This is a genomic window from Mesorhizobium sp. C089B (assembly GCF_030323125.1).
GTDB lineage: Bacteria > Pseudomonadota > Alphaproteobacteria > Rhizobiales > Rhizobiaceae > Mesorhizobium.
On sequence record NZ_CP100469.1, the window covers coordinates 1,660,707 to 1,677,904 of the forward strand.

Consider the following 17,198-nt stretch of genomic DNA (forward strand, 5'->3'; position numbering starts at 1 on the left):
TTCTATCCAGGTACCTGCTTGCGCGCCGGCCGGTTGACGATGATCAGGCCGACTGCGATCAGCCCAAGCGCCACAAAGATCCTGGTCGTTGGCGCCTCGCCAAGAATGATAGCGCCGCAGAGGACGCCGAACACCGGCGACAGGAAGGCGAAGCTCGACAGGCCCGATGCCGGATAGCGCCTGAGCAGCCAGAACCACAGCACATAGGTGAAGGCAACTATATAGAGCGACTGGAACAGCAGCGCCAATGTCGGCAAGGCACTGACCGCGCGGATCGGCGGGCCGGCGAAAGGCAGAACCAGGACACCGACAATGGCCGCACCGGCCAGCTGATAAAGCAGCAATTTCTCGGCACTGGTCTCGACCAGTTTCGAACGCTTGATGACGATACTGGTCGCCGCCCACAGAATACCGGAGCCGAGGCTGAGCAGATCGCCCATCAAGGTCACGTCGGTGCCGCCGGCAATCCCGTCTGAAAACACCGCCACCAGGCCGCAGAAGGCGAGAACGAGCCCGCCAAGCTTGCGCGCGTTGATACGCTCACCGAGCAGGAAATGGCCGCCGATCAGGACCCAGAACGGCATGGTGTTGACCAGCAGTGTGTTGCGGGCAACGGTCGTGTATTCCAGCCCGATATAGAGGCACAGGAACTCGACGCCGAACAGCACGCCGACGATGATGCCGGCGACAAGCGACCCGTCGGCCTTAAACAGCCTGATGCCGCGCAGCCAGCACCAGCCGAGCACACAGAGCCCGCCAATGATCGAACGTGCGATCGAGACGAAAACCGGATCGAAGCCGGCATAGGAGATCTTGGCGGCGACGTAGTTCAGCCCCCAGGAAAAGGTCAACCCGACCATGATGGAAGCAGCCGCCAGATCGACCGCATCGCGGCGATCCAATACCGAGGCAACGGCCAATGTCAGTCCTCCGCGCTGGCGTCGTCGAAGCCGATCAGGTTCCAGCTCTGGCGCATATGCGGCGGCATCGGCGCGGTGACGTCGATGACGCCCTTGTCCGGGTGCGGAATGACGATGCGGCGCGCATGCAGATGCAGGCGGTTCTGAATGCCGCCCGGAAAGTCCCAGTTGGTGTCGGCCTCGAAATATTTGGGGTCGCCGAGGATCGGGCAGCCGATATAGGCGGCATGAACGCGCAGCTGGTGGGTGCGGCCAGTGTACGGCTCCATTTCCAGCCAGGTCATCGTCTGAGCCGCCTGCTCGATGATGCGATAGTAGGACACGGCGTGGTCGGCGCCCTTTTCGCCATGGGCTGCCACGCGCACGCGGTCGCCGTCCTCGGTCGGCTCCTTGATCAGCCAGGTCGAGATCTTGTCCTCACGCTTGGGCGGGACGCCCTTGACCAGCGCCCAATAGGTCTTCTTGGTCTCGCGCGCCCGGAATGACTCGGAAAGCTTCATCGCCGCAAGCCTGGTGCGGGCAACCACCAACACGCCCGACGTGTCGCGGTCGAGCCGGTGCACCAGGCGCGGCTTCTCGCCCTTCTGGCTGCGCCAGGCCTCCAGCATGTCGTCGACATTGCGGGTGACGCCCGAGCCGCCTTGCACCGCCAGGCCGGCCGGCTTGTTGAAGACGAAGACTTTTGGATCTTCGTGGATCAGCATCTTGGCCAGCACATCGGCGTCGCCCTGGTTGCGGATCGAGTAACCCGTAAGCGCACTCTCGCCCTTCTTGTCGACCTCGAGCGGCGGCACACGCACCACCTGGCCGGGCTCGACACGGCTGTCGGCCTTGACCCGGCCGCCATCGACGCGGATCTGGCCCGAGCGCAGCAACTTCTGCAGATGGCCAAAGCCGAGGCCGGGGAAATGGGTCTTGAACCAGCGATCGAGCCGCATGCCCGCCTCGCCGGCCTCCACCGTGATCTGTTCTACGCCTGCCATGATTTTCGCTTTATCCGTTTCTAACGCGTGACCCCGAAAATCTACTCCGGCTTTCGGAAAGGATCATGCGCAAGATCAAAGTTTCTGCAGCGCGTCCAGAGGATGCGGCGTGCTCCAGGTCGGGGCAATAACACTATGAAACGGTTCTTGCGAGCCAAAGTCCCAGAAACAGGGCGATAATGGCGCCAACGACGCTGGCAAGCGCATATCCCAACGCCGTCAGCGTCGCTCCGCGCTCCCACAGGGTCGCGAAATCGAGCGAAAAGGCGGAGAAGGTGGTGAAGCCGCCAAGGATGCCCGTGGCGACGAACAGCCGGAGCTCATTGGAACCGCCGCGCCGCATCAGCGCGGCGACGAACAGCCCCATAACAAAGGAGCCGAGGATGTTGATCGCCATCGTCCCCCAGGGGTAGTTGGGACCGACGAGGCGCAAGGCGCCGATGTTGGTCAGGTGGCGGATGCCGGCGCCGATGCCGCCGCCGACCACAACAAGAAGCAGATTGAACATGCCCGTTTACTGCCCGGCCAAGGCAGTGCGGTCAATCCCTTCAGGCTAACGCCTCAGGTCGTCTCGACCTTCTTTGCCTTGCTCGAGCCGATCATCTTCCAGTTCTTGTAGAACATGGAATTGATGCGCTCGACGGTGACCGAAACGATGGCCAGAAGTCCGGCGATGAAACCGGGGAACGGCGACGGGCGGATGATGTCCATGAACACGCAGTAGCGGCGCCCATCATACTCGTTGACCGAGCGGTGCAGCAGCGTGTCGTCGAAAATATAGAGCGGGTTGTCGTGCCAGTAATTCCTGGCGCCGTTGCATTCGACGAAAACCTCTGCCTTCACCGGCAAGAGATTGTAGAGGATGCGCAGGCTGAGCCGCAGCGGTCCGAAATGCCAGGAAGTCGATTCCTTGCCTCTGAAGACAGACACGGCAATGGTCTTGATGTATTTGAAATCCTTGTTGAATTCCGCAACATTGTCGATCCGGTGCTTGCCGTACCACTGATAGACATACATGCCGCGACGACCGGTGCCGAAATTGGCGTCGATATCGGCGATGATCTCGTCCTTGCGCGCCTTGAAGACGTCAAGAACCTCGTTGACCTCGCGCTGATAATCGGCAGGAAACTGCTCCAGCTTCCACACACCCGGGTTGCGGTAGCAAACGAGGTCCACCAGCAGATTGAAGGGCGACAGCAGCCAGGTGAAGATGCCATTGCCGAGGAAATAGCCGCGCAACAGCGACAGATCCTTGCTGGCGTTGCGCAGCACATCGATCAGGCCGCAGACGATCCAAATCGTGGTCAGGATCGGAATGAAATAGAAGCCGAGCACGAGCAGCGGGACAGCAATCACAGCCTGGCGAAGCGTTTTGCGAAGGGATTTTGTCATTTCTGTTCGCGCCGCGCGCTGTCCCCGTTCCGAATTATCGCCCGTCCTGGCAGCCTCCCGGCCGAGTCATGCGACGTGATAGGGCTTTTTGTCATGCGGTACAATCACACTGCTGTGACTGGCGGGGACAGAATTTCAGTTCATCGCGGGCAGGCCGAGTTCGTCCCGTTTGTCCCGCGCACCTATTTTTCCCGCTCGCTGCGCAGCTTTGCCCAATAGTCCAGCCGTTTCTTGATATCGCGCTCGAAGCCGCGTTCGGGCGGATCATAAAAGGTCTGCCGGCCCATCTTTTCGGGGAAATAGTCCTGGCCGGAAAAAGCATCGGGCTGGTCGTGATCGTAGCGGTAGCCGGCGCCGTAATCCTCCTCTTTCATCAGCTTGGTCGGCGCGTTGAGGATGTGCTTGGGCGGCAGCAGCGAACCGAACTCCTTCGCCGCCCGCGTGGCTGCCTTGAAGGCGGTATAGACGGCGTTGGATTTGGGCGCGGTGGCGAGATAGACGGTGGCCTCGGCGAAGGCCAGTTCGCCTTCGGGCGAGCCGAGATAGTCGTAGGCGTCCTTGGCGGCGTTGGCGATAACCAGCGCCTGCGGGTCGGCCAGCCCGATATCCTCCATCGCCATGCGCACCAGCCGGCGGCCGAGATAGAGCGGATCCTCGCCGGCGTCGAACATGCGGGCAAGATAATAAAGCGCCGCGTCCGGGTCGGACCCACGCACCGATTTGTGCAGCGCCGAGATCAGATTGTAGTGACCGTCCTGGCCCTTGTCATAGATCGGCGCGCGGCGCTGGACGATGCGCTGCAGCCCTTCGGGATCGAAAACCTCGCCGGGTTTGGCGGCGCGCCAGACTTCCTCGGCCAGCGTCAGCGAGGCCCGGCCGTCGCCATCGCTCATGCGGATGAGCATCGCCCGCGCCTCGTCGTCGAGCGGCAGCGCCCTGCCCTCCGTCTCCTCCGCGCGCGTCATCAGCTTGGCAATGCTGTCCTCGCCCAGCGAGTGAAACACCAGCACCCGCGCGCGCGACAGAAGCGCGGCGTTCAGCTCGAAGGACGGATTTTCGGTCGTGGCGCCAACCAGCACGACGGTGCCGTCCTCCATGACCGGGAGAAACGAATCCTGCTGGGCGCGGTTGAAGCGATGGATCTCGTCGACGAACAGCAGCGTCTGGCGGCCATTGGTGCGACGCAGCTTTGCCGCCTCGAACACTTTCTTCAAATCGGCAACGCCGGAAAACACCGCTGAGATCTGCTCGAAGGCAAGGCTGGTCTCGCCGGCCAGCAGCCGCGCCACCGTGGTCTTGCCGGTGCCGGGTGGCCCCCAGAAAATCATCGAGCCGAGCGAACCGGAGTTGATCAACCGCGTCAGCGCGCCGTCCGGCCCGGTCAAATGCTCCTGGCCGACAACCTCGCCGAGGTTTTTCGGACGCAGCCGATCGGCCAAAGGCCGGCCGGGCGGCGCTCTTTCCGGTTCATCGACGCTGAACAGATCGGCCATCTAGGTCTTCTGGTTGGAGCACGATCCTCAGAAATGGGAAGATCGCCTCAGTAACGCAACACCTGGCGCAGTATCTGCCCGCCGCGCTCGACGGTAAAGCGCCACCAGCGTGTATCCTGCTGGGCAAGCTGCGCCAGTGTCGCCGCCGTATCGACCGTCGTGCCGTTCACCTCGCGCACGATGTCGCCCGGCTGGAAGCCGAAATCGGCGGCCGGCGAATCGCGGTTGATGTCGACCACGGTGACGCCCTTGAGGTCGGTGCGCAGGCCAAGCCGCTGGGCGAGCCTGGGCGACAGTTCCGCGACCTTGGCGCCGGAGAATGGGCTGCGGCCATGCAGCGTCACTTCCGACGCCTTGGCGCCTTCCGGCGCGCGCTCCAGTGCGATCTCCATCGTCGCCTGCTGGCCCTTGCTCAGGATGGCGAAGGTCGCCTTGGTGCCGATCGACAGGGTCGCCATGCGGTAGTCCAGCGCCTCGATGCCTTCGACGGTCGTGCCATTGAGCTGCAGCACGACATCGCCGGGCTTCAGCCCTGCCTTGGCCGCCGGTCCGGCTTCCTCGACCGACGACACCAGCGCGCCGGTCGGCTTCTCCATGCCAAGCGATTCGGCGATCTGAGGTGTGACCGCTTCGAACTCGGCGCCTATATAGGGCCGCTCGAAGAAATCGAGCCCGGCCTTGGCCGCATCGGCGAAGGCACGCACCATGTTGGCCGGGATGGCAAAGCCGATGCCGATCGAGCCGCCGCTGCGGCTGTAGATGGCGGTGTTGATGCCGACCAGCTGGCCGCCCATGTTGATCAGCGCGCCGCCGGAATTGCCGGGATTGATGGCGGCGTCGGTCTGGATGAAATAGCCCGAATCCGAAACGCCGATATGGCTGCGGGCAAGCGCCGAAACGATGCCGCTGGTGGTGGTCTGGCCGACGCCGAACGGATTGCCGATGGCCAGCACCAGGTCGCCGACCTCGAGCGCGTCGGAATCGCCGATGGCGATCACCGGAAACGGCTTGTCGGAGGTGATCTTGAGCACGGCGAGGTCGAGCGTCTCGTCCTTGAGCATGACCTTCGAGGTGAATTCGCGCCCGTCGGCGGTCGCGACCTTGACCTCGTCGGCATCCTTGATCACGTGGAAATTGGTGACGACGACGCCGCTCGGGTCGACCAGCACACCCGAGCCGAGCGAGGATTGCGCGCGCGGCTGTGCGCGGCCGAAGAATTCCTCGAAGAAAGGATCGCCGTCGAAGGGCGACGTGACCTTGGCCGTCTGCGAAGCATAGACATTGACCACCGCCGGCGCCGTCTGCTTGACCAGGGGCGCAAACGACAGCTGTACCTCTTCGCGGCCGAACGGCACGCGCTTGTCGGGACCGGAGGTGCCGTTCTCGCCTTCGACGCCATGCAAGAGGTCGGTCAGCACATCGGAGAGCCCCGGATCGGCTGGCTTGGCGGCGTCCTCGGCCAGGGCGTCTTTCACGGCCGGTGCCGCGGCAAAGGCGGCCAGCGCGCAAAGGGCAACAAGAAACAGCCGTTTGAAGTGCATTCCGAATCCTCCAGGTCGGGCGCCATTGTCCCGACGATTGTGCAAAATGAAAGGCTAAGCCGCTGAAATCTGATTATTCTGGCCCGCAAAGCAGCTATAGGTCGGCTTGAAACTGAGAACCTTCGTCGACCTTCATGAAAAAACAACTCCTGTCATTCCGTGACTTTTTGAAGACCGGCACTTTTGGGCCCGTTTCCCCTTCTCTGAAAATGATCGACATCGCCGGTGTGCTGGGTCCGCCTGACGGCTGGGTCACGGAACCTGCAGGGACGATTCCGGTCTATTGGATTTTCGGAAAGCTCGAAATTTCCTTTGATGAAGAAGCACCTCATTGGATGAACTGGTTTCAGATCGAAGAAGCGGGCTATCTCGAAGGTGATTTTGAGGTTCTCACCGATCGCCTTGTGCTCTCATTGGATGGGTTCAGTGGAGAGACGAAGCCTTCGGAATTCCTGGCTGCCGGCCTTTGGGCTCCAGAAGAGGCAGCGGTTTTCTACGCCGCCTTGAGCGACGATATCTTGCTGAACATCTGCGCGGGTCCCATTCAGATTCATTTCCGAGTCGATACAGACTTCATCGAAGATGGGGACGCCCAAAAATACCTGGCCAATTCCACCGTGTCGCAAGTGGTCAGCGATATCGATTCCCGCGCCACCCTCGACAGTATCTATTCCTATCCCCAACCGGCGTTCGAAGAGATCCCCGGCGCCTTCAATTGGAATCTGCTTAGCGGTCGCGACTACCTGACGCTTGCTCGCTAAACGTAAGGCTCGCTAAACGTAGGACGCTGGTAACAAAAAGGGGCCCGAAGGCCCCTTTGAATTCATCCAGAAACCCCCAGCCTTATGCGGCCGCGGTTTCCTCATTGGTGCCTTCAGCTTCGAGGCGAGCGCGGTCGCCGGCGCCCTTGGCGTCGGTGTCACGGTCGACGAACTCGATGACCGCCATGGCGGCATTGTCGCCGTGGCGGAAGCCCGCCTTCATGATGCGCAGATAGCCGCCATTGCGGGTGGCGTAGCGCGGCGCGATCGTGTCGAACAGACGCTTGACGACGCCTTCATTGCCGATCTGGGCAATCACCTGGCGGCGCGCATGGAGGTCGCCGCGCTTGCCGAGCGTCACCAGCTTCTCGACGATCGGACGCAGATCCTTCGCCTTCGGCAGGGTGGTGACGATCTGTTCGTGCTCGAGCAGCGACACGGCGAGGTTGGCGAACATCGACTTGCGATGGCTAATGCTTCGGGCGAAGCGGCGGCCTTTAAAACCGTGGCGCATGGCTCTTTTCCTTCTTCAGTTGTTCAAGAGGCCGTGGCCTCTGATGGTTTTCCGCATGACCGTCGGATCGAGCGGCTCACGCCGCCGATCCTTGGAAATTCATGCTCAATATTGGTCTTCGTAACGCTTGGCGAGGTCTTCGATGTTTTCCGGCGGCCAGTCCGGCACTTCCATGCCGAGGTGCAGGCCCATCGCCGCGAGCACTTCCTTGATCTCGTTCAGCGACTTGCGGCCGAAGTTCGGGGTGCGCAGCATCTCGGCTTCGGTCTTCTGGATGAGATCGCCGATGTAGACGATGTTGTCGTTCTTCAGGCAGTTGGCCGAACGCACCGAAAGCTCGAGTTCGTCGACCTTCTTGAGCAGCGCCGGGTTGAAGGCGAGCTCTGTGACGGCTTCGGTGGCGACTTCCTTCTGCGGCTCGTCGAAATTGACGAACAGGCCAAGCTGGTCCTGCAGGATGCGGGCAGCGAATGCCACCGCGTCCTCGCCCGAGATCGAACCGTCGGTCTCGATGGTCATGGTCAGCTTGTCATAGTCGAGAACCTGGCCCTCGCGGGTATTTTCGACCTTGTAGGAGACCTTCTTGACCGGCGAATACAGGCTGTCGACCGGGATCAGGCCGATCGGCGCGTCTTCGGCGCGGTTGCGGTCGGCCGGCACGTAACCCTTGCCGGTGTCGACGGTGAATTCCATGCGGATTTCAGCGCCCTCGTCCAGCGTGCAGATGACGTGGTCCGGGTTGAGGATCTCGACGTCGCCAACCGTCTGGATGTCGCCAGCCAGAACCGCACCCGGGCCCTGCTTGCGAACGACCATGCGCTTGGGACCATCGCCTTCCATGCGGATGGCGATTTCCTTGATGTTGAGGACGATGTCGGTCACGTCCTCACGCACGCCGGCAATCGACGAGAATTCATGCAGAACGCCGTCGATCTGCACGGCGGTGACAGCCGCACCGCGCAGCGAAGACAAAAGCACGCGGCGCAGCGCGTTGCCGAGCGTCAGGCCGAAGCCACGCTCGAGCGGCTCGGCGACCAGCGTGGTCAGCGTCTTCTTCTTCGACGAGAACTCGATCTTGTTCGGCTTGATCAGTTCCTGCCAATTTTTCTGGATCATGATGCTTTCCTTCCGTTGACCCGCCACCATCCAATCGTGGCGGGCGACCTGGAGTGCCGTGGAGGAGCGCCTTGAGGCGCTCACGCGGCGTTCGGTAATGTCTTAGACGCGGCGCTTCTTGCGCGGGCGGCAGCCATTGTGCGGGATCGGCGTCACATCACGGATCGAGGTGATGGTGAAGCCGGCCGCCTGCAGGGCGCGAAGCGCCGATTCACGACCGGAGCCGGGTCCGCAGACCTCGACTTCGAGCATGCGCATGCCGTGTTCCTGGGCCTTCTTGGCGACGTCTTCGGCAGCCATCTGGGCGGCGAACGGGGTCGACTTGCGCGAACCCTTGAAGCCCTGGGCACCGGCCGACGACCAGGCAATGGAATTGCCCTGCGCGTCGGTGATGGTGATCATCGTGTTGTTGAAGGTCGAATTGACGTGGGCAACGCCCGACGAGATGTTCTTGCGTTCGCGACGGCGAACACGAGCGGCTTCCTTGGCCATGATAGTCCTTTCAGTTGATCTCTACACCGCCGTAGTGCCAGCGGCTCCACCTTTGAAAGCGAGTAGTGAGCAGGGACCAGCGAATAGGGAACCCCTACTCGCTAATGGCTACTCGCTATTCGCTCACTTACTTCTTCTTGCCTGCAATCGACTTGGCCGGGCCCTTGCGGGTGCGTGCATTGGTGTGCGTGCGCTGGCCGCGAACCGGCAGCGAACGGCGGTGACGCAGACCGCGGTAGCAGCCGAGGTCCATGAGACGCTTGATGTTCATCGACACTTCGCGGCGCAGGTCGCCTTCGACCTGGTAGTCGCGGTCGATGGTCTCGCGGATCTGCAGCACTTCCGCGTCGGTCAGCTGGTTGACGCGGCGCTCGGCCGGGATGCCGACCTTGTCGACGATCTCCTGGGCGAACTTCTTGCCAATGCCGTGAATGTACTGAAGCGCAATGACGACGCGCTTGTTGGTCGGAATGTTGACGCCGGCTATACGAGCCATATTCTTCTCTTCTCCATGTGGGACCGGCCGGCCTTCAAAAAAAGGGGCATGCGCGGCGCTGTTCAAATTACCCCGCGTCCGGTGGAGGCCGGCCCTTGCGGGAGTTCCCTAGTTTCAATGCGGCTGCCTTGCCCTTGCGGACAAGCAAGCCTCATGCCTGATAGGAAGACGGGCCGCCATAACCCAGCGAACCGTTCCAGTCAAGCGCAATCTTTACTTTACCGTAACGGTCTCCCGCGTCACCGCCGCGAGCAGCGCTTCAATCTCCGCCGTCACGGTGTCGACAGGGGCCATGCCGTCGACACTCCTAAGCGAGCGTTTGGCATAATAATAGCCGATCAGAGGCGCGGTCTTCTTGTAATATTCCCGCAGGCGCTCTTCGAACACCACCGGATTGTCGTCCTTGCGCACCGGCTGTCCGGCGGCCTTGGCGTCGTCGGCGCGCTTGACGATGCGGCCGACCAGCGCTTTGTCGTCGACGACGAACTCGATCACGGCATCGAGGCCAATGCCGCGCTCGGCGAGCATCGATTCAACCGCATCAGCCTGCACCAGCGTGCGCGGATATCCGTCGAGGATGAAACCGTTGGTGCAATCGGGCTGATCGATGCGCTCGGCCACGATGGCGTTGACGATTGCGTCGGAAACCAGCTCGCCGGCATCCATCACCGCCTTGGCGCGCTTGCCGACTTCGGTGCCGGCCTGCACGGCCGCCCGCAGCATGTCGCCCGTCGACAGCTGCGGTATGCCGTATTTTTCTACCAGTCTTTGTGCTTGCGTCCCCTTGCCCGCTCCTGGCGGCCCAAGCAATATCAATCTCATCTGGCCTTCTTCCCCCCGCGCAGCTTCGACTTCTTGATCAGGCCCTCATACTGGTGCGCGATCAGGTGACCCTGGATCTGCGCCACCGTATCGAGGGTTACACTGACCACGATCAGAAGCGATGTGCCACCGAGGTAGAATGGTACGCCAGTCGCCGAAATCAGGAACTCGGGCAGCAGGCACACCAGCACCAGATAGATGGCGCCGACGACGGTGATGCGCGTCAGGACATAGTCGATGTAATCGGCAGTGCGCTCACCCGGACGGTAGCCCGGAATGAAGCCGGAATGCTTCTTGAGCTGGTCGGCGGTGTCCTTCGGATTGAACACGATGGCCGTGTAGAAGAAGGCGAAGAACACGATCATTGCCGCATAGAACAGCATGTAGAGCGGCTGGCCGTGGCCGAGCGAGGCGAGCACGGTGCTTGCCCAGGCCGGCAGGTTTGTCGTCTGCGAGAAGCCGGCGACCGTTGCCGGCAGCAAAAGCAGCGACGACGCGAAGATCGGCGGAATGACGCCCGACGTGTTGAGCTTCAGCGGCAGATGCGAGGTATCGCCCTGGAACATGCGGTTGCCGACCTGGCGCTTCGGATACTGGATCAGCAGGCGGCGCTGCGCGCGCTCGAAGAACACGATCAGCGCGATGACGATGATAGCCAGCACGATGATCGCGAGTATCAGCCCGGTCGATAGGGCGCCGGTGCGGCCGAGCTCCAGCGTGCCGGAGATGGCGCGCGGCAGGCCGGCGACGATGCCGGAAAAGATGATCAGCGAAATGCCGTTGCCGATGCCGCGGGCGGTGATCTGCTCGCCCAGCCACATCAGGAACATGGTGCCGCCAACCAGCGTGACGACGGTCGAGATGCGGAAGAACATGCCGGGATCGTTGACGATGCCGTTGCCGCCTTCCAGGCCCACTGAAATGCCGTAGGCCTGCACCAGCGCCAGGAGTACCGTGCCGTAGCGCGTGTACTGGTTGATGACCTTGCGGCCCTGCTCGCCTTCCTTTTTCAGCGCTTCCAGCGACGGAATGACCGAGGTCATCAGCTGCATGATGATGGAGGCTGAGATATAAGGCATGATGCCGAGCGCGAAGATCGCCATGCGCTGCACGGCGCCGCCGGCGAACATGTTGAACATGCCGAGCACGCCCTTGGCCTGCGAAGAGAAGGCCTGCGCGAATGCATCCGGATTGATGCCGGGCAGCGGGATATAGGTGCCGAGGCGATAGACGAGCAGCGCGCCGACGGTGAACCAGATTCGCTTCTTCAGGTCCTCCGCCTTGGCGAAAGCCGCAAAATTCAGATTCGAGGCTAGTTGTTCAGCAGCCGAAGCCATGCCTGATTCTCCGCTAGAGCATGATGCCGAAAAGTGTGAAGCGGTTTTCGGACAACGTCATGCGCTACTTCTTTGATTTGTATGTCACGCTCGATGCCCGCAGCTCAGGCGGCGCGTGGCACCGAAGCTCACGAGATAAGCTCCGGGCTCTAAACATGCAAGCGGCCGCGTTGACGCGGCCGCCTAATTGATCGGATCAAAGCGCAATCGTGAACAAAAACGGATACCGTTCCTGCCGACCGCGCTTCAAATTGCCGTTACTCCGCTGCCGCTTCCGGCAGCTTGACCGAACCGCCGGCCTTTTCGATCTTCTCGATCGCGGCCTTTGAGGCGCCGGCGACGTCGAAGGCAAGCTTTGCCTTGAGCTCGCCGTCCGAGAGGATGCGCACGCCGTCCTTGACGCGGCGGATGACGCCGGCGGCAACGAGTGCCTCGGCCGTCACGGTCGCCTTGGCGTCGAGCTTCTTGGCATCGAGCGCCGTCTGGATACGAGCCAGCGACACGACGACAAAGCTCTTGGCGAAGATGTTATTGAAGCCACGCTTCGGCAGGCGCCGATAGAGCGGCATCTGGCCGCCCTCGAAGCCGTTGATGGCGACGCCGGAGCGCGCCTTCTGGCCCTTGACGCCGCGACCGCCGGTCTTGCCGGAGCCGGAGCCGATGCCACGGCCGAGACGCTTCTTGGAGTGCGTCGCGCCGTCCTTGTCACGCAGATCGTTGAGTTTCATCTGGGTTCTCCTGCGCTTTTGCTCAGCCCTCGTCCACGACGCGGACGAGATGCTGGACGGCAGCGATCATGCCGCGCACCGAGGGAGTGTCCTCCAGCGTGCGCTGCTTGTGCATCTTGTTGAGGCCGAGGCCGACCAGCGTTGCGCGCTGTTCCTTCGGGCGGCGGATCGGCGAACCGATCTGCTCAACGGTGATGGTCTTGGTTGCTTTCTTGGCCATGGTCAAAATCCCTGGTCAGATCGACTATTCTTCAGCCGCAACGGCGGTGCCGCGGCGGGCCTGAAGGGTCGAATATTTGATGCCGCGCGCAGCAGCCACATCCTTGGGATGCATCTGGCTCTTCAGCGCGTCGAATGTGGCACGAACCATGTTGTAGGGGTTCGACGAACCCATCGACTTGGCGACCACGTCATGCATGCCGAGCGTCTCGAAGACAGCGCGCATCGGGCCGCCGGCGATGATGCCGGTACCCTGCTTGGCAGCGCGCAGCAGCACGCGTCCGGCACCCCAGCGTCCTTCGACGTCGTGGTGCAGCGTGCGGCCAGAGCGCAGCGGCACGAAAATCATGTCGCGCTTGGCCGACTCGGTTGCCTTGCGGATCGCTTCCGGCACTTCGCGCGCCTTGCCGTGACCGAAGCCGACGCGGCCCTTCTGGTCGCCGACAACGACGAGTGCTGCAAAACCGAAGCGACGGCCGCCCTTGACGACCTTGGCGACACGGTTGATGTGGACGAGCTTGTCCACCATGCCGTCATCGCGTTCTTCACGATCGCGGCCGCGGCCGCCATCCCTACGTTCCTGTGCCATATCCTGTTCCTTGTTTTTTTCCGGAAGCACGGTTGCTGATAAGATCCGGTGCGCCTCTTTGGGTCACCGGGGGCGAATTATTTTTCCTTGCATGATCTTGTCCGAAAAGTCTGCAACTTTTTGCTGCGCTGACCTTCGGTTCTGGATCAGGCAATTAGAAGCTCAGACCGCCTTCACGGGCAGCCTCGGCCAGCGCCTTGACGCGGCCGTGATAGATGTAGGCGCCGCGGTCGAAGACGACTTCCTTGACGCCGGCCTTCGAAGCGCGCTCGGCGATCAGCTTGCCAACAGCGGCTGCTGCCTCGGTGTCGGCGCCGGTCTTGAGCGAACCCTTGAGGTCCTTCTCGAGTGTCGATGCAGCCGCGATGGTATGGCCCTTGGCGTCGTCGATGACCTGCACGTAGATGTTCTTCGACGTGCGGTGAACCGAGAGACGCGGACGTTCGCCGGCGACCTTCTTGATCTGGCGGCGGACGCGCTGCGCGCGGCGCTGGATGGATTCCTTGGTAGCCATGATAGTCTTCCTTGCCTTCAAAAAACGGGGGCCGCCATGTGCGGTAGGCGAAAGCGCCTCCCGCGACCGCTCCCCGCGGCGTTGCACTTCTTTGGCCTGGCTTTTTCCGAAAAGTCTGCAACTTTTCGGGGTCAGGCCTACTACTTCTTCTTGCCTTCCTTGCGGACGATCTTCTCGCCGGCATAGCGGACACCCTTGCCCTTGTAGGGCTCGGGACCGCGATACTCGCGGATCTCGGCTGCAACCTGGCCGACCTGCTGCTTGTCGATGCCGGTCACGGTGATTTCCGTCGGCTTCGGCACAGTGATCGTGATGCCGGCCGGCGTCTCGTAAACGACGTCGTGGCTGAAGCCAAGCGCCAGCTGCAGGTTCTTGCCCTGGAGTGCCGCGCGATAGCCGACGCCGGTGATCTCGAGCTTCTTCTCGAAACCGTCCTTGACGCCCTGCAGGATGTTGACGATCTGCGTGCGCGACATGCCCCACTTGGAGCGGGCGGCCTTGGTCTGGTCGCGCGGCTGGACAGCGATTTCGCTGCCTTCCATCTTGACCAGCACTTCGTCGTTCACCACGAACTTCAGCTCGCCCTTGGGGCCCTTCGCCGTCACGGTCTGGCCGTTGACGGTCGCGGTCACGCCCTGCGGCAGCGAAACGGGTTTCTTTCCAATACGAGACATTTGGTTGTCCTCGTCACTTCTCTTGTTTCAGGTCTGCCGAATTAGAAAATCTGGCAGAGGATTTCGCCGCCGACATTCTGTTCGCGTGCTTCGTGATCGGCCATCACGCCCTTGGGCGTCGAAAGGATGGCGATGCCGAGGCCGTTGGCGACGTGCGGGATCGACTTTGCCGAGACGTAAACGCGGCGGCCAGGCTTCGAAACGCGGGCGATTTCGCGCACGACCGGAGCACCGTCGAAATACTTCAGCTCGATTTCGATTTCGGACTTGCCGTTGTCGAAGTCGGTCTGGCTGTAGTCGCGGATATAGCCTTCAGCCTTCAGCACGTCGAGGACGCGGGTACGCAGGCGCGAGGCCGGCGTCGAAACGCTCGACTTCTTACGGCCATACGCGTTGCGGATGCGGGTCAGCATATCGCCGAGAGGATCGCTCAATGACATGTTATGTCCTCCTTACCAGCTCGACTTGACCAGGCCCGGGATCTGGCCGTTATTGCCGAGATCACGAAGCGCGATGCGCGATACTTTGAGCTTGCGATAATAGGCGCGCGGACGGCCGGTAACTTCGCAGCGGTTGCGGATGCGGATCTTGGCCGAGTTGCGCGGCAGGGCAGCAAGCTTCAGCTGAGCGCGGAAACGCTCTTCCATCGGCTTGGACTGGTCCATGATGATCGCCTTGAGCGCTGCGCGCTTGGGACCGTACTGGTCGGCAAGCTTGCGGCGCCTGTTGTTCTTCTCGACTGAGCTGGTCTTTGCCATTTCAGATTTTTCCTTTTCTCGCTGCCGTTACTGGCGGAAGGGGAAGTTGAAGGCCTTGAGCAATGCCCTGGCTTCGTCGTCCGTCTTCGCAGTCGTACAAACGATGACGTCCATGCCCCAGATCTGATCAACCTTGTCGTAGTTGATCTCCGGGAACACGATGTGTTCCTTGATGCCCATGGCGTAGTTGCCACGGCCATCGAAGCTCTTCGGATTCAGTCCGCGAAAGTCGCGGACGCGCGGCAGTGCGATGTTCACGAGACGGTCGAGGAACTCGTACATGCGTTCCTTGCGCAGCGTGACCTTGGCGCCGATCGGCATCTTCTCGCGGACCTTGAAGCCGGCGATGGAGTTGCGAGCGCGGGTGACGACGGCCTTCTGGCCGGCGATCATCGCCAGGTCTTCGGCCGCGATCGAAGGCTTCTTCGAATCCGCGGTCGCTTCGCCGACGCCCATGTTCAGCACGATCTTGTCGATGCGCGGAACCTGCATCTCGTTCTCGTAGCCGAACTGCTCCTGCAGCGCCTTGCGGATGGTCTCATTGTAGACCTGCTTGAGACGCGGCGTGTTCTGGGCCTTGGACTGTTTGCTTTCAGCCTTGGGCTTCGTGGTTTGAGCCTTAGCCATTGATGACTTCTCCCGAGCGCTTGGCGACGCGCACCTTCTTGCCGTCCTTCTGGAAGATGAAGCCGACGCGGGTCGGCTTGCCATCCTTGGGGTCGGCCAGCGCGATGTTCGACAGCTGGATCGGCGCTTCCTTGGTGATGATCCCGCCCTCTTGGGACTGGGACTGCTTCTGGTGACGACGGATCATGTTGACGCCGCGCACCAGCGCGGTGTCTTCCTTCGGCTGAACCGAGAGGACTTCGCCCGAACGGCCCTTGTCCTTGCCGGCCAGCACGACGACCTTGTCGCCTTTTCTAATCTTTTGCATTGGTCCGGCTCCTTACAGCACTTCAGGCGCGAGCGAGATGATCTTCATGTGGTTCTTGGCGCGGAGTTCGCGCGGAACCGGTCCGAAGATACGCGTGCCGATCGGCTCTTTCTTGTTGTCGACGAGAACGGCCGCGTTCTTGTCGAAACGGATCACGCTGCCGTCCGGGCGGCGGATGTCCTTGGCCGTGCGAACCACGACCGCCTTCATCACATCGCCCTTCTTAACGCGGCCGCGCGGAATGGCTTCCTTGATCGACACCACGATGATGTCGCCTACGGAAGCGTATTTCCGCTTCGAGCCGCCCAGCACCTTGATGCACATGACACGACGGGCGCCGGAATTATCCGCGACGTCGAGGTTTGTTTGCATCTGAATCATGACTGGCCGCCTTCTTCTCTTCTAACGGGACGGGCTCAAAGCCCCTCCCCGGTCTGTCCAAAATTCGGTTTGTTACGCCTGGTCCGAAGACACGACGATCCAGCGCTTATCCTTGGAAATCGGCTTCGATTCCTGGATGAACACCTGATCGCCGACCTTGTGGGCGTTGTTCTCGTCGTGCGCCTTGTACTTCTTGGTCATGCGCACGGTCTTCTTCATCACGGGATGCGTGAAGCGCCGTTCGACCTTGACGACTACCGTCTTCTCGTTCTTGTCGCTGACGACAGTGCCCTGCAGAATGCGCTTTGGCATGATTTTCGTCCTTAAGCCTTCTTGGCCGCGGACTTTTCCGCAGCGATGGTCTTGATACGCGCAATGTCCTTGCGAACCTGCCGCACGCGCGCGGTCTTCTCGAGCTGGCCGGTGGCCTTCTGGAAGCGCAGGTTGAACTGCTCCTTCTTCAGGCTGGCCAGATCGTCGGTCAGCTGGTCCTGGGTCTTGGTCCGGATGTCTTCGGCTTTCATGATCAGCCCG

General features: G+C 61.6%; 25 protein-coding genes. 1 reads left to right on the forward strand and 24 read right to left on the reverse strand.

The window, feature by feature from the left end:
- Positions 1-2: 2 nt before the first annotated feature.
- From NLY44_RS08375 to NLY44_RS08400, 6 genes are all read right to left on the reverse strand, one after another.
- Positions 3-860 carry a DMT family transporter gene (locus NLY44_RS08375; RefSeq protein WP_081727411.1) on the reverse strand — a complete coding sequence of 286 codons (858 nt, stop codon included), beginning with the start codon at positions 858-860 and terminating at the stop codon, positions 3-5.
- A 62-nt stretch (positions 861-922) separates the two neighbouring features.
- Positions 923-1,903, reverse strand: a complete 981-nt coding sequence (locus tag NLY44_RS08380; protein ID WP_023672769.1) for an RluA family pseudouridine synthase — start codon at positions 1,901-1,903, stop codon at positions 923-925.
- A 133-nt stretch (positions 1,904-2,036) separates the two neighbouring features.
- Positions 2,037-2,411, reverse strand: a complete 375-nt coding sequence (gene crcB, locus NLY44_RS08385) for a fluoride efflux transporter CrcB (RefSeq protein WP_023682593.1) — start codon at positions 2,409-2,411, stop codon at positions 2,037-2,039.
- Positions 2,412-2,464: 53 nt separating this feature from the next.
- Positions 2,465-3,295, reverse strand: a complete 831-nt coding sequence (locus tag NLY44_RS08390) for an aspartyl/asparaginyl beta-hydroxylase domain-containing protein (RefSeq protein ID WP_023738900.1) — start codon at positions 3,293-3,295, stop codon at positions 2,465-2,467.
- A gap of 182 nt (positions 3,296-3,477) precedes the next feature.
- Entirely contained in the window at positions 3,478-4,788 is a 1,311-nt protein-coding gene (locus tag NLY44_RS08395; RefSeq protein ID WP_023682595.1) for a replication-associated recombination protein A, read from the reverse strand.
- Between the two features lie 47 nt (positions 4,789-4,835).
- A complete protein-coding gene (locus NLY44_RS08400; RefSeq protein ID WP_023736687.1) occupies positions 4,836-6,329 on the reverse strand; it encodes a DegQ family serine endoprotease in 1,494 nt (497 codons plus the stop codon).
- Between the two features lie 134 nt (positions 6,330-6,463).
- Here NLY44_RS08400 and NLY44_RS08405 point away from each other — a divergent pair, with 134 nt between their 5' ends.
- Entirely contained in the window at positions 6,464-7,090 is a 627-nt protein-coding gene (locus NLY44_RS08405) for a hypothetical protein (protein ID WP_155922398.1), read from the forward strand.
- Positions 7,091-7,172: 82 nt separating this feature from the next.
- Here NLY44_RS08405 and rplQ read toward each other — a convergent pair whose 3' ends face one another.
- The 18 genes from rplQ to rpmC all read right to left on the reverse strand — a co-directional run bounded on the left by rplQ (position 7,173) and on the right by rpmC (position 17,188).
- Positions 7,173-7,604, reverse strand: coding sequence for a 50S ribosomal protein L17 (rplQ, locus tag NLY44_RS08410; RefSeq protein WP_023736689.1), 432 nt, complete (start codon positions 7,602-7,604; stop codon positions 7,173-7,175).
- A gap of 105 nt (positions 7,605-7,709) precedes the next feature.
- Positions 7,710-8,720 (reverse strand): DNA-directed RNA polymerase subunit alpha, encoded by a 1,011-nt coding sequence (locus tag NLY44_RS08415; RefSeq protein ID WP_023682599.1) that lies wholly within the window; start codon positions 8,718-8,720, stop codon positions 7,710-7,712.
- A gap of 102 nt (positions 8,721-8,822) precedes the next feature.
- A complete protein-coding gene (gene rpsK, locus NLY44_RS08420) occupies positions 8,823-9,212 on the reverse strand; it encodes a 30S ribosomal protein S11 (protein ID WP_006205444.1) in 390 nt (129 codons plus the stop codon).
- A 127-nt stretch (positions 9,213-9,339) separates the two neighbouring features.
- Positions 9,340-9,708: a 30S ribosomal protein S13 gene (gene rpsM, locus NLY44_RS08425; RefSeq protein WP_006205445.1), complete on the reverse strand. Its 369-nt coding sequence runs from the start codon at positions 9,706-9,708 to the stop codon at positions 9,340-9,342.
- 213 nt (positions 9,709-9,921) lie between these two features.
- Positions 9,922-10,530, reverse strand: coding sequence for an adenylate kinase (locus NLY44_RS08430; RefSeq protein WP_023701778.1), 609 nt, complete (start codon positions 10,528-10,530; stop codon positions 9,922-9,924).
- A complete protein-coding gene (gene secY / locus NLY44_RS08435; protein WP_023672761.1) occupies positions 10,527-11,867 on the reverse strand; it encodes a preprotein translocase subunit SecY in 1,341 nt (446 codons plus the stop codon). Before secY ends, NLY44_RS08430 begins: the two co-directional genes overlap by 4 nt.
- A 257-nt stretch (positions 11,868-12,124) precedes the next feature.
- On the reverse strand, positions 12,125-12,595 hold the full coding sequence (gene rplO / locus NLY44_RS08440) for a 50S ribosomal protein L15 (RefSeq protein ID WP_023672760.1): 471 nt from the start codon (positions 12,593-12,595) through the stop codon (positions 12,125-12,127).
- Between the two features lie 22 nt (positions 12,596-12,617).
- Positions 12,618-12,815, reverse strand: coding sequence for a 50S ribosomal protein L30 (gene rpmD / locus NLY44_RS08445; protein ID WP_006205449.1), 198 nt, complete (start codon positions 12,813-12,815; stop codon positions 12,618-12,620).
- Positions 12,816-12,839: 24 nt separating this feature from the next.
- Positions 12,840-13,403 carry a 30S ribosomal protein S5 gene (gene rpsE, locus NLY44_RS08450; RefSeq protein WP_006333394.1) on the reverse strand — a complete coding sequence of 188 codons (564 nt, stop codon included), beginning with the start codon at positions 13,401-13,403 and terminating at the stop codon, positions 12,840-12,842.
- 154 nt (positions 13,404-13,557) lie between these two features.
- Complete coding sequence (gene rplR / locus NLY44_RS08455; protein WP_023682602.1) at positions 13,558-13,917, reverse strand: 50S ribosomal protein L18; 360 nt, start codon at positions 13,915-13,917, stop codon at positions 13,558-13,560.
- Between the two features lie 140 nt (positions 13,918-14,057).
- Complete coding sequence (rplF, locus tag NLY44_RS08460; protein WP_023688413.1) at positions 14,058-14,591, reverse strand: 50S ribosomal protein L6; 534 nt, start codon at positions 14,589-14,591, stop codon at positions 14,058-14,060.
- 41 nt (positions 14,592-14,632) lie between these two features.
- A complete protein-coding gene (gene rpsH / locus NLY44_RS08465; RefSeq protein ID WP_006205453.1) occupies positions 14,633-15,031 on the reverse strand; it encodes a 30S ribosomal protein S8 in 399 nt (132 codons plus the stop codon).
- Positions 15,032-15,043: 12 nt separating this feature from the next.
- A complete protein-coding gene (gene rpsN, locus NLY44_RS08470) occupies positions 15,044-15,349 on the reverse strand; it encodes a 30S ribosomal protein S14 (protein WP_010909282.1) in 306 nt (101 codons plus the stop codon).
- A gap of 27 nt (positions 15,350-15,376) precedes the next feature.
- The gene (gene rplE / locus NLY44_RS08475; RefSeq protein WP_023672755.1) at positions 15,377-15,976 is read right to left on the reverse strand and encodes a 50S ribosomal protein L5; all 600 of its coding nucleotides are present in this window, start codon (positions 15,974-15,976) and stop codon (positions 15,377-15,379) included.
- A complete protein-coding gene (gene rplX, locus NLY44_RS08480) occupies positions 15,969-16,283 on the reverse strand; it encodes a 50S ribosomal protein L24 (protein WP_013531428.1) in 315 nt (104 codons plus the stop codon). The genes rplE and rplX overlap by 8 nt, the downstream gene beginning before the upstream one ends.
- A 12-nt stretch (positions 16,284-16,295) precedes the next feature.
- Positions 16,296-16,664: a 50S ribosomal protein L14 gene (gene rplN / locus NLY44_RS08485; RefSeq protein WP_006205457.1), complete on the reverse strand. Its 369-nt coding sequence runs from the start codon at positions 16,662-16,664 to the stop codon at positions 16,296-16,298.
- A gap of 72 nt (positions 16,665-16,736) precedes the next feature.
- Complete coding sequence (gene rpsQ / locus NLY44_RS08490) at positions 16,737-16,976, reverse strand: 30S ribosomal protein S17 (protein WP_010909280.1); 240 nt, start codon at positions 16,974-16,976, stop codon at positions 16,737-16,739.
- Between the two features lie 11 nt (positions 16,977-16,987).
- Positions 16,988-17,188, reverse strand: coding sequence for a 50S ribosomal protein L29 (rpmC, locus tag NLY44_RS08495; protein WP_006205459.1), 201 nt, complete (start codon positions 17,186-17,188; stop codon positions 16,988-16,990).
- Between the last annotated feature and the right edge of the window lie 10 nt (positions 17,189-17,198).

Excerpts from the sequence above, each read along its gene's own strand:
- rpsK (WP_006205444.1), bottom strand. The coding sequence starts at position 9,212 with ATGGCCAAGGAAGCCGCTCGTGTTCGCCGTCGCGAACGCAAGAACATC.
- rpsE (WP_006333394.1), bottom strand. The coding sequence starts at position 13,403 with ATGGCACAGGAACGTAGGGATGGCGGCCGCGGCCGCGATCGTGAAGAA.
- NLY44_RS08390 (WP_023738900.1), bottom strand. The coding sequence starts at position 3,295 with ATGACAAAATCCCTTCGCAAAACGCTTCGCCAGGCTGTGATTGCTGTC.
- rpsQ (WP_010909280.1), bottom strand. The coding sequence starts at position 16,976 with ATGCCAAAGCGCATTCTGCAGGGCACTGTCGTCAGCGACAAGAACGAG.
- rplQ (WP_023736689.1), bottom strand. The coding sequence starts at position 7,604 with ATGCGCCACGGTTTTAAAGGCCGCCGCTTCGCCCGAAGCATTAGCCAT.
- rplO (WP_023672760.1), bottom strand. The coding sequence starts at position 12,595 with ATGAAACTCAACGATCTGCGTGACAAGGACGGCGCGACGCACTCCAAG.
- NLY44_RS08405 (WP_155922398.1), top strand. The coding sequence starts at position 6,464 with ATGAAAAAACAACTCCTGTCATTCCGTGACTTTTTGAAGACCGGCACT.
- rplX (WP_013531428.1), bottom strand. The coding sequence starts at position 16,283 with ATGCAAAAGATTAGAAAAGGCGACAAGGTCGTCGTGCTGGCCGGCAAG.
- rpsM (WP_006205445.1), bottom strand. The coding sequence starts at position 9,708 with ATGGCTCGTATAGCCGGCGTCAACATTCCGACCAACAAGCGCGTCGTC.
- rpsH (WP_006205453.1), bottom strand. The coding sequence starts at position 15,031 with ATGTCATTGAGCGATCCTCTCGGCGATATGCTGACCCGCATCCGCAAC.
- rpmC (WP_006205459.1), bottom strand. The coding sequence starts at position 17,188 with ATGAAAGCCGAAGACATCCGGACCAAGACCCAGGACCAGCTGACCGAC.
- crcB (WP_023682593.1), bottom strand. The coding sequence starts at position 2,411 with ATGTTCAATCTGCTTCTTGTTGTGGTCGGCGGCGGCATCGGCGCCGGC.
- rplR (WP_023682602.1), bottom strand. The coding sequence starts at position 13,917 with ATGGCTACCAAGGAATCCATCCAGCGCCGCGCGCAGCGCGTCCGCCGC.
- NLY44_RS08380 (WP_023672769.1), bottom strand. The coding sequence starts at position 1,903 with ATGGCAGGCGTAGAACAGATCACGGTGGAGGCCGGCGAGGCGGGCATG.
- secY (WP_023672761.1), bottom strand. The coding sequence starts at position 11,867 with ATGGCTTCGGCTGCTGAACAACTAGCCTCGAATCTGAATTTTGCGGCT.
- rplF (WP_023688413.1), bottom strand. The coding sequence starts at position 14,591 with ATGTCTCGTATTGGAAAGAAACCCGTTTCGCTGCCGCAGGGCGTGACC.
- rpsN (WP_010909282.1), bottom strand. The coding sequence starts at position 15,349 with ATGGCAAAGACCAGCTCAGTCGAGAAGAACAACAGGCGCCGCAAGCTT.
- rpmD (WP_006205449.1), bottom strand. The coding sequence starts at position 12,815 with ATGGCCAAGAAAGCAACCAAGACCATCACCGTTGAGCAGATCGGTTCG.
- NLY44_RS08395 (WP_023682595.1), bottom strand. The coding sequence starts at position 4,788 with ATGGCCGATCTGTTCAGCGTCGATGAACCGGAAAGAGCGCCGCCCGGC.
- rplE (WP_023672755.1), bottom strand. The coding sequence starts at position 15,976 with ATGGCTAAGGCTCAAACCACGAAGCCCAAGGCTGAAAGCAAACAGTCC.
- rplN (WP_006205457.1), bottom strand. The coding sequence starts at position 16,664 with ATGATTCAGATGCAAACAAACCTCGACGTCGCGGATAATTCCGGCGCC.
- NLY44_RS08400 (WP_023736687.1), bottom strand. The coding sequence starts at position 6,329 with ATGCACTTCAAACGGCTGTTTCTTGTTGCCCTTTGCGCGCTGGCCGCC.
- NLY44_RS08415 (WP_023682599.1), bottom strand. The coding sequence starts at position 8,720 with ATGATCCAGAAAAATTGGCAGGAACTGATCAAGCCGAACAAGATCGAG.
- NLY44_RS08375 (WP_081727411.1), bottom strand. The coding sequence starts at position 860 with ATGGTCGGGTTGACCTTTTCCTGGGGGCTGAACTACGTCGCCGCCAAG.
- NLY44_RS08430 (WP_023701778.1), bottom strand. The coding sequence starts at position 10,530 with ATGAGATTGATATTGCTTGGGCCGCCAGGAGCGGGCAAGGGGACGCAA.